The 12,686-nt window shown below is 66.9% G+C and carries 12 protein-coding genes; 8 read left to right on the top strand and 4 right to left on the bottom strand.

Annotated elements, in window-relative coordinates; genetic code table 11:
• Positions 1-81: 81 nt before the first annotated feature.
• Positions 82-1,119, bottom strand: a complete 1,038-nt coding sequence (locus ABV518_RS11230) for a universal stress protein (RefSeq protein WP_367767166.1) — start codon at positions 1,117-1,119, stop codon at positions 82-84.
• A 417-nt stretch (positions 1,120-1,536) separates the two neighbouring features.
• Here ABV518_RS11230 and ABV518_RS11225 point away from each other — a divergent pair, with 417 nt between their 5' ends.
• The gene (locus tag ABV518_RS11225; RefSeq protein ID WP_367767412.1) at positions 1,537-2,193 is read left to right on the top strand and encodes an NAD(P)-binding protein; all 657 of its coding nucleotides are present in this window, start codon (positions 1,537-1,539) and stop codon (positions 2,191-2,193) included.
• Positions 2,194-2,232: 39 nt separating this feature from the next.
• Here the strand turns inward: ABV518_RS11225 and ABV518_RS11220 are convergent, their stop codons facing one another.
• A complete protein-coding gene (locus tag ABV518_RS11220; RefSeq protein WP_367767165.1) occupies positions 2,233-2,847 on the bottom strand; it encodes a copper resistance protein CopC in 615 nt (204 codons plus the stop codon).
• A 112-nt stretch (positions 2,848-2,959) separates the two neighbouring features.
• On the opposite strand from ABV518_RS11220, the gene ABV518_RS11215 reads away from it, so the two are divergent.
• The 4 genes from ABV518_RS11215 (at position 2,960) to ABV518_RS11200 (ending at position 7,043) form a co-directional block, all read left to right on the top strand.
• Positions 2,960-4,402, top strand: a complete 1,443-nt coding sequence (locus tag ABV518_RS11215) for an NCS2 family permease (RefSeq protein ID WP_367767164.1) — start codon at positions 2,960-2,962, stop codon at positions 4,400-4,402.
• Positions 4,403-4,509: 107 nt separating this feature from the next.
• Positions 4,510-5,475, top strand: a complete 966-nt coding sequence (hutG, locus tag ABV518_RS11210; protein WP_367767163.1) for a formimidoylglutamase — start codon at positions 4,510-4,512, stop codon at positions 5,473-5,475.
• Positions 5,476-5,559: 84 nt separating this feature from the next.
• A complete protein-coding gene (locus ABV518_RS11205; protein WP_367767162.1) occupies positions 5,560-6,036 on the top strand; it encodes an ABC transporter substrate-binding protein in 477 nt (158 codons plus the stop codon).
• The gene (locus ABV518_RS11200) at positions 6,033-7,043 is read left to right on the top strand and encodes a cation transporter (protein WP_367767161.1); all 1,011 of its coding nucleotides are present in this window, start codon (positions 6,033-6,035) and stop codon (positions 7,041-7,043) included. The genes ABV518_RS11205 and ABV518_RS11200 overlap by 4 nt, the downstream gene beginning before the upstream one ends.
• An 8-nt stretch (positions 7,044-7,051) precedes the next feature.
• Here the strand turns inward: ABV518_RS11200 and ABV518_RS11195 are convergent, their stop codons facing one another.
• Both ABV518_RS11195 and ABV518_RS11190 read right to left on the bottom strand, forming a co-directional pair.
• Positions 7,052-7,717 (bottom strand): response regulator, encoded by a 666-nt coding sequence (locus tag ABV518_RS11195; RefSeq protein WP_367767160.1) that lies wholly within the window; start codon positions 7,715-7,717, stop codon positions 7,052-7,054.
• Positions 7,714-9,300 carry an ATP-binding protein gene (locus ABV518_RS11190; RefSeq protein WP_367767411.1) on the bottom strand — a complete coding sequence of 529 codons (1,587 nt, stop codon included), beginning with the start codon at positions 9,298-9,300 and terminating at the stop codon, positions 7,714-7,716. The genes ABV518_RS11195 and ABV518_RS11190 overlap by 4 nt, the downstream gene beginning before the upstream one ends.
• 225 nt (positions 9,301-9,525) lie before the next feature.
• Here ABV518_RS11190 and ABV518_RS11185 point away from each other — a divergent pair, with 225 nt between their 5' ends.
• From ABV518_RS11185 to ABV518_RS11175, 3 genes are read left to right on the top strand one after another with little or no spacing between them, the layout of a single operon-like run.
• Positions 9,526-10,536 (top strand): Bug family tripartite tricarboxylate transporter substrate binding protein, encoded by a 1,011-nt coding sequence (locus ABV518_RS11185; protein ID WP_367767158.1) that lies wholly within the window; start codon positions 9,526-9,528, stop codon positions 10,534-10,536.
• Positions 10,533-11,045 carry a tripartite tricarboxylate transporter TctB family protein gene (locus tag ABV518_RS11180; protein ID WP_367767157.1) on the top strand — a complete coding sequence of 171 codons (513 nt, stop codon included), beginning with the start codon at positions 10,533-10,535 and terminating at the stop codon, positions 11,043-11,045. The genes ABV518_RS11185 and ABV518_RS11180 overlap by 4 nt, the downstream gene beginning before the upstream one ends.
• Complete coding sequence (locus ABV518_RS11175) at positions 11,045-12,661, top strand: tripartite tricarboxylate transporter permease (protein ID WP_367767156.1); 1,617 nt, start codon at positions 11,045-11,047, stop codon at positions 12,659-12,661. The genes ABV518_RS11180 and ABV518_RS11175 overlap by 1 nt, the downstream gene beginning before the upstream one ends.
• Positions 12,662-12,686: the final 25 nt, after the last annotated feature.

Genomic DNA, 12,686 nt, shown 5'->3' with positions numbered 1-12,686 from the left:
CTGATCATGAGGCCTGCGGCTGAAACTGGGACTTGGGAGGGCGACTTCGGAGGGTGACTCAGACCGGACGTGCCAGGAGCCTCAGGCTGCCCCGAGGATGGGGCCGAAGCTTGCCCGGTCCGCCAGCCGCGGATCCTCCCGGTCCGGGACAACAAGGACAGGTCCCTTCGCGTGGTGCAGAACGCCGTCGGACGTTGAGCCGAGCAGCATCCCGGTGAACCCGCCGCGTCCGCGGGTGCCCACCACGATCAGTTCCACGTGCCGGCTGGCCTCCACGAGCACGTCCACCGGTGAGCCGTCCTTCAGCTCGGATTCCACCGGCAGATGCGGGAAGTGGCTCTTGAGCCAGGCCATCCCGGCGTCGAGTTGGACCCGGATGTCGGCAAAGAGGGCTTTGCGGTCCATCGGCGCCGGAACCCAGGCGAGGGAGCCGCTGTACTGCGGCACAGCGCAGACCACACGCAATGTTGCCCCGAGGCGTTCGGCCTGGGAGGCGGCCTCCAGGACCGCGACCCGTGCCTGCTCGGAACCGTCCACGCCCACCACCACAACGTTCTCCACGGGCTGGTGGCCGGACCTGGCCTGTTCGGCCTTGATCCGTTTGTCCTCTGTGGTCTCGCCCAGCCGGTCGGAGCAGATCAGCGGGACCGTAACGGTGGGGCACTTGGCGTGGGCCGGAAGGGCGCTGCTCACAGACCCGAGGAGGCGGCCCACAAAGCCGCCACGCCCGCGGGTGCCGAACACCAGCAGCTCGGCCGACTCGGACATCTCCAGGAGCACACCGGAGGCGTCACCGTTCTCAACTGAGGCATCCACGTCGATGGTGTAGCCGGACACCTTGTCCAATGCCTGCTTGACGATGGCCTCGGCCCCCTCGCGGATTACCGAGTCATCCACGGTGGCGTAGCCGCCGTCGAGCCCCGAGGCGGCAAAGATCGGCACGGAGTATGCGGTGACGATGTGCAGCGGACGGCGGCGGCGCTCAGCCTCGCGGGCCGCCCAGACAAGGGCACACTGGCCGTGATCCGATCCGTCGACGCCCACCACGATCCCCAGCGGGGCGGTGGAACTGTCGCCGCCATCCCGCTTTGGGTCCGGATGCATCTCATGTGCGCCCATTGGGCCGCCTCCTCGCGATACTGCCTGATGTTGCGGCTATTCTGCCAGAAGCAGGCCATTCCCAGTGCACTCGCCGGACAGGCCACGCACCGGATCATCAAAGCCCGCGTCCACTTCTCACTATTCTCGTTCCACAGGTTCTTAGCAAGCATGCGCAGGGGCGCAACCCGAGGTTATCCACACCCGGTTTCGCTGCCGGCGGAAAGCGCATTCAACGCGGGAAGAATGTTTGCGGTTGGGCTATCCATGGACGTTTTTGTTCTGTAGTCTTCGAGGCACTGCTGGTCCGCCGATGCTCTGTGTCAGAACATCCCGGGCCAGCTATTGCGACCGGACTTTGGGGGTAACGGAGCGAGAGCACGGCGAGGATGCCTGCGTTTGCCCACACCTTCGAAGGAGGAAACTGTAGTGTCAAGCATGCCTATGACTGGCGGGACCGAACAGACCACCACGGTGATTATCGGCACTGGCCTCTCGGGCCTGGCCGTGGCCGCCGAGCTGCGGCGCAGGGGCGTGCACTCCATCGTGGTGGACGGACTCGACATCCTGGGCGCCGGCCAGCCGGCAAATACCGCTTCACTGCAGCGCTGCGATGCCGCTGACTCCGTTTCGCTGCGGGAGCGCAATGAAATCCTCCGCCACCTGCGCAACTATGCGGCCAGCCACCAGGTGGACGTCCGCAACACCACCCGCGCCGTCCAGTTGACCATGGTCCGCCCTGTACCCGGGCCTCCGGCCGACGGGTCCAGCGCTGAGGGGGCTTCCTCCCATCAGTGGGAGGTGCACACGCCCACCGGCATCCTGCTGGCCGACCACATTGTCCTCACCCGCTGCGCGCACAGCCAGCTGCGCCGCATGCTGAGCGATTTCGGCATCACCGTGGGCCGCAACCTGGTGGCCGCGATGCGGGCCATCGGCATCTACCTGGTGGGAGTGGGCGACCTGATCACGCCATCGCCGAAGGAAGTGCTGCGCCAGGCCAAAACCGTAGGGCAGGCGATCTCGGCGAAAGTCCACCCGGAGAACGCCCCGACCAGCATGACCGGCAGTTTCGCCGCCGTCTTGCCCGCCTAACCGGCCCCACAGGCAACCAATCCGCGGGCGGCTACCCGCCTATGCGGCGCCCTCGTCGTCGCCGCCCGCACCAAGGCGCCGCCTGGCGAGGACACCGATGGCCACCAGGAGCCCCACAGCCACTGCTGCGAAGACCACCAGGCTCCACGGGAACGGCTGGGACGCGTCCGGGACCGGCGCGGGGGTCGCGGTGCTGCCCGGCTGGGCGGTGCCCATCCCCGGGACGGCAGGGGACGACGTCGAACCCGTAGCCGGTGCCGCACCGGCAGCCGCCGCTGTTGCTGTGAACCCGAACGTCCCCTCAATGGGGTGGGAATCCGAGCTGACCACGCGCCAGCTGACCGTGTACGCGCTGGCCGGCGCGCCGGCCTTGAGTTTCTGGGATGCCACGTTGTCCACGATTTCGACGGCGCCGTCCGCCCATTCAGTGCCCGATGCGTCCTTCACCGAGAACTGCGAGCCGATACCCAGGGGCTTGTTGCTGAAGGTGACCGAAACTTTTTCCGGCGGTGCGGCGACCGTGGCACCCTGGGCGGGGCTGCTGGATTCGGCGGCGTCGTGCGCGGACGCCGGACCGGCCAGGCCCAGCATGGCGGCGGCGAGAACGAACGAACCGAGCACAGCGCTCAGCAACTGGCGGCGGATGGAACGCATGCGTGGACTGCTCCCTTGTGTTGGCTTCCTTACAGACTAGGCGAATTTGCCGGACCGCCGCCCGGAGGGCCCATAGGATTCAACTATCCCCACAGACTCCCCCGGAGGACTAATGCTTAAGCAAGGCTCTGCACTGGACCGGTACTTCAAGCTCACCGAGCGGGGGTCCAACCTGTCGCGCGAGATCCGCGGCGGGTTCGCCACCTTCTTCGCCATGAGCTACATCGTGGTGCTGAACCCCCTGATCCTGTCCGGCCCCGACTCCAGCGGCAACTCCTTGGGGTTCCCCGCTGTTGCTGCGGTGACCGCGTTTGTGGCCGGCATCCTCACCATCCTGATGGGGGCGTGGGCCAGGCACCCGTTCGCACTGGCCACGGGCCTGGGCGTCAACGCCTTCGTGGCCGTTACCGTGGCCACCAATCCGGGCCTGACCTGGCCGGACATGATGGGCCTGGTGGTGCTTTCCGGCGTCACGATGCTGATCCTGGTCCTTACCGGGTTCCGGACCGCCGTGTTCAAGGCCGTTCCGGAGGACCTGAAAACCGCCATCGTGGTGGGCATCGGGCTGTTCATCGCGCTGATCGGCCTGGTGAATGCCGGCTTCGTCCGCCGCATACCCGATGCCGCGGGAACCACCGTGCCCGTGGGCCTGGGCTTCGACGGCAAGCTCCTGGGCTGGCCCACGGCAGTGTTTGTGTTTGGCCTGATCCTGACCATCGCGCTGGTGGTGCGGAAGGTGAAGGGTGCCATCCTGATTGGCATCGTCACGTCCACCGTCATCGCCGTGATCCTGGAAGTGACGCTGCACATCGGCCCGAGCGTCGCCCCGGACAAGCCGTTCAATCCGCAGGGCTGGTCCCTGGTTGCCCCCGCCTTCTCCGGCTGGGCCGCACCGGACCTTTCCCTGATCGGCAAGGCCAACCCCTTCGGCGCGTTTGAGCACCTGGGTTTCGTGGCCGCCACCTTGCTGGCTTTTGTGATCCTGCTCAGCATCTTCTTCGACGCGATGGGCACCATGGTTGGCCTGGCCAACGAGGCAGGAACCGTGGACGAGCACGGCAACATTCCCGACGTCGACCGCGTGCTGCAGGTGGACGCCCTGGGCGCCATCGTGGGCGGCGGCGCCTCGGTGTCCTCGAACCAGATCTTTGTCGAGGCCGGCGCCGGCATCGGCGAAGGCGCCCGGACCGGCATCGCGTCGATCGTCACCGGCCTGCTGTTCCTGGTGGCGATGTTCTTCACGCCGCTCATCAACCTGGTGCCCTTCGAAGCTGTGGCTCCCGCGCTGGTGGTTGTCGGCTTCATGATGGTGTCCCAGGTGGGAAAGATCGACTGGCAGGACTGGGGCATCGCGATCCCGGCCTTCCTGACGTTCACGCTGATGCCGTTTACGTACTCGATCGCCAACGGCCTGGGTGCCGGCTTCATCGGCTATGTCCTCATCCGCACAGTCCAGGGCCGGGTGAAGGAGGTCCATCCCCTGATGTGGGCCGTGGCCGGCGCGTTCCTGCTGTTCTTCGCAGTGGGTCCGATCGAGGCCGCGCTGGGAATGTAACGTCCTTGGCGCGGCCGGGCGGTCCGGTCCGAGTGAATTCCGGAATTACAGACATCACGACGGCGGTCCGGCTCGCTTTCGGTGCAGGCATGCGGTGAGCTTGAATCATGGTCCTCCCCGCACTCACCGTTGATGTCCCCCCGCAGCCCTGGACGGGACGGTTCGACGGCGACGGCGGCGAACACCGGCGCTGGTGGCAGGCCGTGTCGCCCTACACCCCGGGCGCGCCGTCCGGTTCCGGGACTGACGCCCCGGCCCGCCCCGCCGTCGTTATGGGGTTCGCCAGCGACGAAGGGGTCCGCCGCAACAAGGGACGGACCGGCGCTGCCCTTGCGCCCGCGGCGATCCGGGCCGCCCTGGGTCCGCTGGCCTTCCACCTGGACCGCTCCGTGTCAGATGCCGGGGACATCGTCGTTCAGGACAGCGCCATGGAGGCCGGACAGGCCCGTGCCGGACACGCCATTGCCGCCATGATCGACGCCGGCAGGCTCACCGTGGTGCTCGGCGGCGGACACGAGACCGCCTACGCAAGCTACCTGGGGGCGGCCGGCTCCGAGGCCGTGCGCGGCGGCCTGCGGCTGGGCATCCTGAACCTGGATGCGCACTTCGACCTCCGCGACGAACCTCGCCCCAGCTCCGGCACTCCGTTTCTCCAGATGGCCCACTCGGAAGCCGCCGCGGGGCGCGACTTCCGGTACGCCGTCGTCGGGATTTCCGAGCCAAACAACACCCGGGCACTCTTCAACACGGCAGAACGGCTGGGTGTCCAGTACCTGCTGGACGAGGACTGCACCACCGAGCGTGCCCAGGCCTTCGTCGCGCAGTTCCTGGACAGCGTGGATGTGCTGTACCTGACCATCGACCTGGACGTGCTGCCGGCGTCGGCAGCTCCCGGCGTGAGCGCGCCCGCCGCCTACGGAGTGCCCCTGCCGGTGATCAGTGCGGTGTGCCGGCAGGCGGCGGACAGCGGGAAGCTCCTGCATCTGGACGTGGCCGAACTGAACCCCGGATTCGACATTGACGGCCGGACCGCCAAGGTTGCCGCCCGGCTGGTGAACACCCTGCTCCGATAATCGCGCACGTCGGTGCACGGCAGTGGCCCAAAAAGGTAAGTAGGCTGTCTAATGGAGTTCACGACAGCTACCTGAGGAGCCCGAATGCGAAGTCCTGGAAGTCCGGTGGCATTGGCGCTGGCCGCCGTCCTTGCGCTGGCCGGCTGCGGAACGTACCCCGCTGATCCTGCCGGCACTCTGGAGCGCGTGGCGGACGGCACCCTGCGCGTGGGTGCGAGCGAAAACGGCGAGTGGGTGCAGTTTGCCGGCGAGGACGTCCAGGGCACCGAAGCGGACCTGGTCCGCGACTTCGCCGCCAGGATCGGCGCGGAGGTGGAATGGGTGCCGGGCACCGAACACGTCCTGGCCGAGGAGCTCAAGCACTCTGAACTCGACCTGGTCATCGGCGGCCTGGACGACAAGACACCGTGGGCCCAACATGGCGGGCTGACCCGGGTCTACGCGGAATCCCGCGACAGCCGCGGCTCCCTCCACAAACACGTGATGCTGGTGCCCCTGGGCGAGAACGCCTTCCTCCTGGAGCTCGACAGGTTCCTGATGGAAGCGAAGGAGCAGCGATGACCATCATCAAGGGTGACGCCCCCGTGCGCTTCGGGCACACGGAACTGCCCGACGAGCAGAAGGAAGCCCTGCGCAAGGCGGTGAAGTTCGAGTGGATCACCATCGGCTTCCTGGCCGCCTCCAGTGCCCTGGTCTTTGCCGTCCTGGGCAACTCGCAGGCCATGAAGGCGGCGTGGGTGGAAGACGTCCTGTCCTTCCTGCCGCCCATATCCTTCCTGGTGGCAGCGCATGTGATCCGCAAGAAGCCCAGCGAGGAGCACCCTTACGGATTCCACCGTGCGGTGGGTATCGCCCACGTGGTGGCTGCCGTGGCGCTAACAGTCATGGGCGCCTATCTGATCGTGGATTCCGGGATCGGGCTGCTGAGTGCCGAGCATCCGACCATCGGTGGTTTCGACTTCTTCGGCCAGACCATCTGGCTGGGGTGGATGATGATCGGCGCCATGATCCTCACAGCGGTCCCGCCGGTTTTCCTCGGCCGGGTCAAGATGAAGCTCGCCGAAAAGCTCCATGACAAGGTCCTCTACGCCGATGCTGACATGAACAAGGCCGACTGGATGACTGCGGCCGCCGCCGCCGTGGGCGTTGCCGGCATCGGCCTTGGCCTGTGGTGGGCCGACTACGCCGCAGCCCTGGTCATCTCGTTCAGCATCCTGCATGACGGCGTCCGCAACACGCGGGCCGCCATCTCGGCCCTGATGGACAAGCGGGCCAGGACGTACGACGACGCCGAACCGCACCCGCTCGGGCACCGGCTGGACGAGTACCTCCGCAGCCTGGACTGGACGGGGACGGCGCAGTCGCGGATCCGCGACGAAGGCCACGTGTTCCACGTGGAATCGTTTGTGGTCCCGGCCGCAGGCCGGATGCCCACGATGGAGCAGTTGGAGTCCGCCCGCGAGGCGTGCATCGGCATGGACTGGAAGGTCCAGGACATGGTGATCATCCCGGTGGCGCAGCTCCCCTCGGAGTTCCTGCCGGGCGTGACCACCGGCGGCGAAGGTTAGCGGAACGCTCAGCCCTTCAGCACATACCGCCGCTCGGGACGCCCGACGCCGTACTTGAGCCGCACGTCCAGCACGCCTTCATCGTGGAGGTACTCGAGATAGCGGCGGGCACTGACCCGGGACGTGCCCAGCTGGACGGCGACTTCATTGGCGGACAGGTCGCCGTCGGCCTCCTTCAGCGCGGCCTCCACGAGCTTGAGTGTTTCGACGCTGCAGCCCTTGGGCAGCGGCCGGTCGGTCCGGTCCAGGCCGAAGACCTTGTTGACGTCCGACTGCTCCGCCACGTCCTTGGATGAGTCCAGGCCGTGATAGGCGCTGCGGTAGTGCTCCAGGCGTTCCTGCAGGTCCGTCTGCGAAAAAGGCTTGATGAGGTAGTGGACAATTCCGCCGCGGAGGGCCTTGCGAACGGTATCCACCTCACGGGCAGCGCTGATCACCAGCACGTCCAGCTCCGGGGCCACCTCGCGCAGCTGGTGCATCAGGTCCAGTCCGTTGATGTCCGGCAGGTGGATGTCCAGCAGGACCAGGTCCGGCATCAGGCGGGCCGTTTCGGTGACCGCCTGCGCACCGGTGTGGGCAACCCCGACGACGGCGAACCCGGGTGTGCGCTGGATGAACCCCGCGTGGACCTTGGCCACCATGAAGTCGTCGTCGACGATCAGGACGTTGATCATGGCTGTGTTCCTCTCGGGCGCGCCCGGTTCAGGTGCGCGGTGAAAACTGCCCCATTGTCGTTGGCCACCGTGAGGTCGCCGCCGCTGCGCCGGCATACCACCCGGGAGAGCGCCAGGCCGAAGCCGCGGCTGCCGCCCGGGCCGGGAGCCTTGGTGGTGAAGCCTTGCCGGAAGATCTGCCCCATGTCCCCGCCGGGGACGCCGGGGCCGGTATCACGGACGGTGAGCGTGACGCCGTCGTCCGTGTCCTCCACCAGCACGCTGACGGTTGCCTCCGGAAGCCCGGTGACGGCGTCGAACGCGTTGTCCACCAGGTTCCCGACGACGGTGGTGAGGTCGCGTGAGAGCTCATCGTCGACGCGGGCCAGCCCGGATGCGGGGTCAAGCTGCAGCGCCACGCCGCGTTCGGTGGCCAGGCTGGACTTGGCAATCAGGAGGGCGGCGAGCGCCGGGTCCTGGATGCGGCTGGTAACTTCGTCGTTGAGCCGGGTCCGGTCCAGGGTGGCGCCGTTGACAAACTGCACCACCGAATCGTATTCACCGATCTGGATCAGGCCGGAGATCACGTGCAGCTGGTTGGCGAACTCGTGGGCCTGGGCGCGGAGGGTGTCCGTGGCCGTGCGGGTTGCGCCGAGTTCCTGCTCGAGCGAGGACAGTTCAGTGCGGTCGCGCAGCGTGGTGACGGATCCGATGTCCCGGCCGCGCGACTGGATGGGCACACGGTTCAGCACCACGAGCCTGTCACCGACGAGCACCAGCCGGTCCGGTCCCGGCTGCTCGCGGGTGAGGACTTCCTTCAGGGCGGGCTCCACGGGGAGGCTGTGCAGCTTCTTGCCCACGCAGTCGGCGGGAAGGCCGAGCAGCGCGCGGGCACTGTCGTTGGCGACGGTGATGCGCTCGTGCGGGTCCAGCCCCACCACGCCTTCCTTCAGGCCGTGGAGCATGGCTTCGCGGTTTTCCACCAACCCGGTGATTTCGCTCGGTTCCATGCCCAGGGTCTGCCGTTTCACCCTGCGGGAAAGGAGCAGCGACCCGGCCACACCCAGCACGCTGGCCACCCCCAGGTAGGTGAGGAGGTTGGGCACGGCGTCCCCCAGCCGCTCAAGCGTGGACGGATAGTCGCGGCTGATGGACGCGATGCCGATTATTTTTCCGGCATCGTCAAGAACCGGGACGTGGGCGGAAAGCGCCTGAGTACCGGAGCCGCCCAACACGCCGGTCCATGACCTGCCTTCGAGCACCCGGCTGGGGCCGAGTTCCAACCGCTGGCCCAGCAGGCCTGGATCGGACGAAGCAATGACCGTGCGGTCCAGCTTCGCGAGCGCTACGTTCGAGGACCCGGAGACCGTACGCACTGATTCGGCAACGGCGGGGAGGGCTGACCCGGCCCGCGGTTCCGCGGCGGGGAGCAGTTCGCGGACGGTGGGGTTGGCAGCGAGCGCTTCGGCGGCGGACAGGGCCCGGCGGCCTTCGGTCCGTTCGAAGGCAGCGGCCGACTGCGCCAGCGAGATGGCCACCACGGCAACGAGGACCGCGAGGACGATCAGCAACTGCAGAACCAGGTACTGCCCCGCGAGGGACATTCCTCTTCGTCGAGTCACTGTGGTTCTTTCTGCAAAATGGCGGGTCTCTGCAGGTCAGGCTACCTGAACAATGCACTCCGCAGAGTGCCTGCGGCAGTCCGGAATCGTGAACGCAATGAACTTAACGTTCTCTGCGTACACAAGAGTGACCCCCGTCACGCACGGGCCTAGCATCGGGATTACAAGTCAGCCATGCTGATCAGTTTTGATGAGAAGAGGAACACCATGCGCCAGATCCGCGCATTGCGAATCGCCGCCGTCGCCGCCGGCATCGCCCTGATGGCCACCGGCTGCGGTGCCACCGGTAAAAGCTCCACCGACAGCACCGCGTCCGGCGCCGCCGCGGGCCCCGTGACCGGGCTTCAGATCATGGTGCCCAACACCCCCGGCGGCGGTTACGACACCACCGCCCGCGTTGCCGCGAAAGTTCTCGACGACGAGAAAGTCGCCACCAACACCGAGGTCTTCAACCTGGCAGGGGCAGGCGGAACCGTCGGCCTGGCCCGCATCGTCAACGAAAAGGGCAACGGCGACCTCACCATGCTCATGGGCCTGGGCGTGGTGGGCGCGAGCTACACCAACAAGTCCGAGTCCAAGCTGACAGACACCACCCCACTCGCCAAGCTCATCGAAGAGCCCGGCGCCATCATGGTCAACAAGGATTCGCCGTACAAAACCATCAATGATCTGGTGACCGCATGGAAGGCAGACCCCGGCTCCATCAGCGTGGGCGGCGGTTCCTCCCCCGGCGGCCCGGACCACCTGCTGCCCATGCAGCTCGCCGGAGCCGTCGGAATCGATGCCACCAAGGTGAACTTCGTGTCCTACGACGGCGGCGGGGACCTCCTCCCGGCCATCCTCGGGAACAAGGTGGGCTTCGCAGCCTCCGGCGCCGGCGAGTACCTCCAGCAGATCCAGTCCGGCGAAGTCCGCGTCCTGGCCACCAGTGGCGAAAAGCGGCTCGACGGGGTGGACGCCCCGACGCTGAAGGAATCCGGCATCGACCTGGTGTTCACCAACTGGCGGGGCATCGTGGCCCCTCCGGGCATCAGCGACGCCGACAAGGCCAAGCTGATCGCCGCCCTCGAAAAGATGCACGGCACTGACGCCTGGAAGGAAGCACTGAAGACCCACAGCTGGTCCGACGCCTTCATCACCGGCGACAAGTTCAAAACCTTCCTGAGCGAGCAGGACAAGCGGGTGGCGGACGTCCTCACGAAGCTTGGCCTGACGTGAGCTCTTCACCAACTTTGGCCTCACGGCTCAAAGGCCGCTCCGAGCTGGGGGTAGCCCTCCTGCTCGGAGCGGTGGGCGTCCTGGTCCTCGTGGACGCCATTGCCCTGGTCACCCCGTACTCCAAGTCGGATCCGGTGGGACCGAAGACCCTGCCGTATCTCGTGGCCGGCCTGCTCATCGTCTGCGCTGTGCTGCTCGCCATCAACGTCCTGCGCGGCGGACAGGGCGAAGCCGAAGGCGGCGAGGACGTGGACCTCACGCACCCCGCCGACTGGAAGACCGTTCTGCCGCTGGTGGGAGCCTTCGTCGCCAATATCCTGCTCATCGACTGGGCAGGATGGGTGATCTCCGGGACTGTCCTTTTCTGGGGCAGCGCATGGGCCTTGGGAAGCCGGCACTACATCCGTGACGGCATCATCTCCGTGGCCCTGTCCGTGCTCACCTTCTACGGCTTCTACCTGGGCCTCGGCATTCCCCTGCCTGCCGGCCTCCTGGAAGGGGTTCTCTGATGGATGTCTTCTCCTCCCTCATGGACGGCTTCGCCACCGCCCTGACTCCCATGAATTTCCTCTACGCCGTGATCGGCGTGCTCCTGGGCACCGCCGTCGGCGTCCTCCCGGGCCTGGGTCCGGCCATGACCGTTGCCTTGCTGCTCCCGGTCACCTACGTCCTGGAACCCACCAGCGCCTTCATTATGTTCGCCGGCATCTACTACGGCGGCATGTACGGCGGCTCCACCACCTCCATCCTGCTTAATACGCCCGGTGAATCGTCGTCGGTGGTCACAGCCATCGAAGGCAACAAGATGGCGAAAGCCGGCAGGGCCGCCCAGGCCCTGGCGACGGCGGCCATCGGCTCGTTCGTGGCCGGCACCATCGGCACCGCCCTGCTCGCAGTCTTTGCTCCGATTGTGGTGAAGTTTGCGGTCAGCCTGGGCTCGCCCAGCTACTTCGCCATCATGGTGCTAGCCCTCCTGGCAGTCACCGCGGTCCTTGGATCATCCCGGCTGAGGGGCTTTGCATCACTGGGCCTCGGCCTGGCGATTGGCCTGGTGGGCATCGACTCCGTGACGGGCCAGCGACGGCTCACGTTCGGCCAGCCCCTGCTGGCTGACGGCTTGGACATTGTGGTGGTCGCCGTGGCCATCTTCGCCGTTGGCGAAGCACTGTGGGTTGCCGCGCACCTGCGCCGCAACCCGTTGCAGGTCATTCCGGTGGGCCGTCCGTGGATGGGCAAGCAGGACTGGAAGCGGTCCTGGAAACCCTGGCTTCGTGGAACCGCTTTCGGATTCCCGTTTGGCGCACTTCCGGCCGGCGGGGCCGAGATTCCCACGTTCCTCTCCTACGTGACTGAGAAACGCCTCAGCAAGCACCCCGAGGAGTTCGGCCACGGCGCCATTGAGGGTGTGGCCGGCCCGGAAGCAGCAAACAACGCTGCCGCCGCCGGCACCATGACACCCCTCCTTGCCCTGGGCCTGCCCACTAACGCCACGGCCGCCGTGATGCTGGCAGCGTTCACCTCGTACGGCATCCAGCCGGGGCCGCAGCTGTTCGCCAGCCAGGGGCCGCTGGTATGGGCCCTGATCGCGAGCCTCTTCATCGGCAACTTCCTGCTCCTGATCATCAACCTGCCGCTGGCACCGCTGTGGGCCAAGCTCCTTCAACTGCCCAGGCCCTACCTCTACGCGGGAATTCTGTTCTTCGCCACGCTCGGCGCCTACTCGGTGAACCTGCAGGCATTCGACCTGGTCCTCCTGCTGGTACTGGGTGCGCTTGGGTTCATGATGCGCCGCTTCGGGCTTCCGGTGCTTCCGCTCATCCTTGGCGTGATCCTCGGGCCGAGGATCGAAGGCCAGCTTCGCAAGACGCTGCAGCTCAGCGCCGGCGACCCCGCCGGCCTGTGGAGCGAGCCGATCGCCGTCGGAGTCTACGTCCTCATAGCGCTCATCCTGCTCTGGCCGTTCCTGTTCAAGCTGATCCGGCGGAACCGGCCGGCTGCAGTGCCGGCCGGGATACCCCCGACTGGACCCGGCACGTCCGCACCACGGGAGGCCGGCGGCAGCGTCAGCCACGGCAGCCAACGGGGCGATGCCACCGCTGATGGCGACGGGGACGGGGACGGCTAGCCAGTCCAGCGCCTCCGCACCCGCA

The sequence above is a fragment of the Arthrobacter sp. HS15c genome, from assembly GCF_040812005.1.
Classification (GTDB): Bacteria; Actinomycetota; Actinomycetes; order Actinomycetales; family Micrococcaceae; genus Arthrobacter.
Note: the sequence above shows the minus strand (reverse complement) of the source record. Positions and strands in the feature narration are given on the sequence as shown.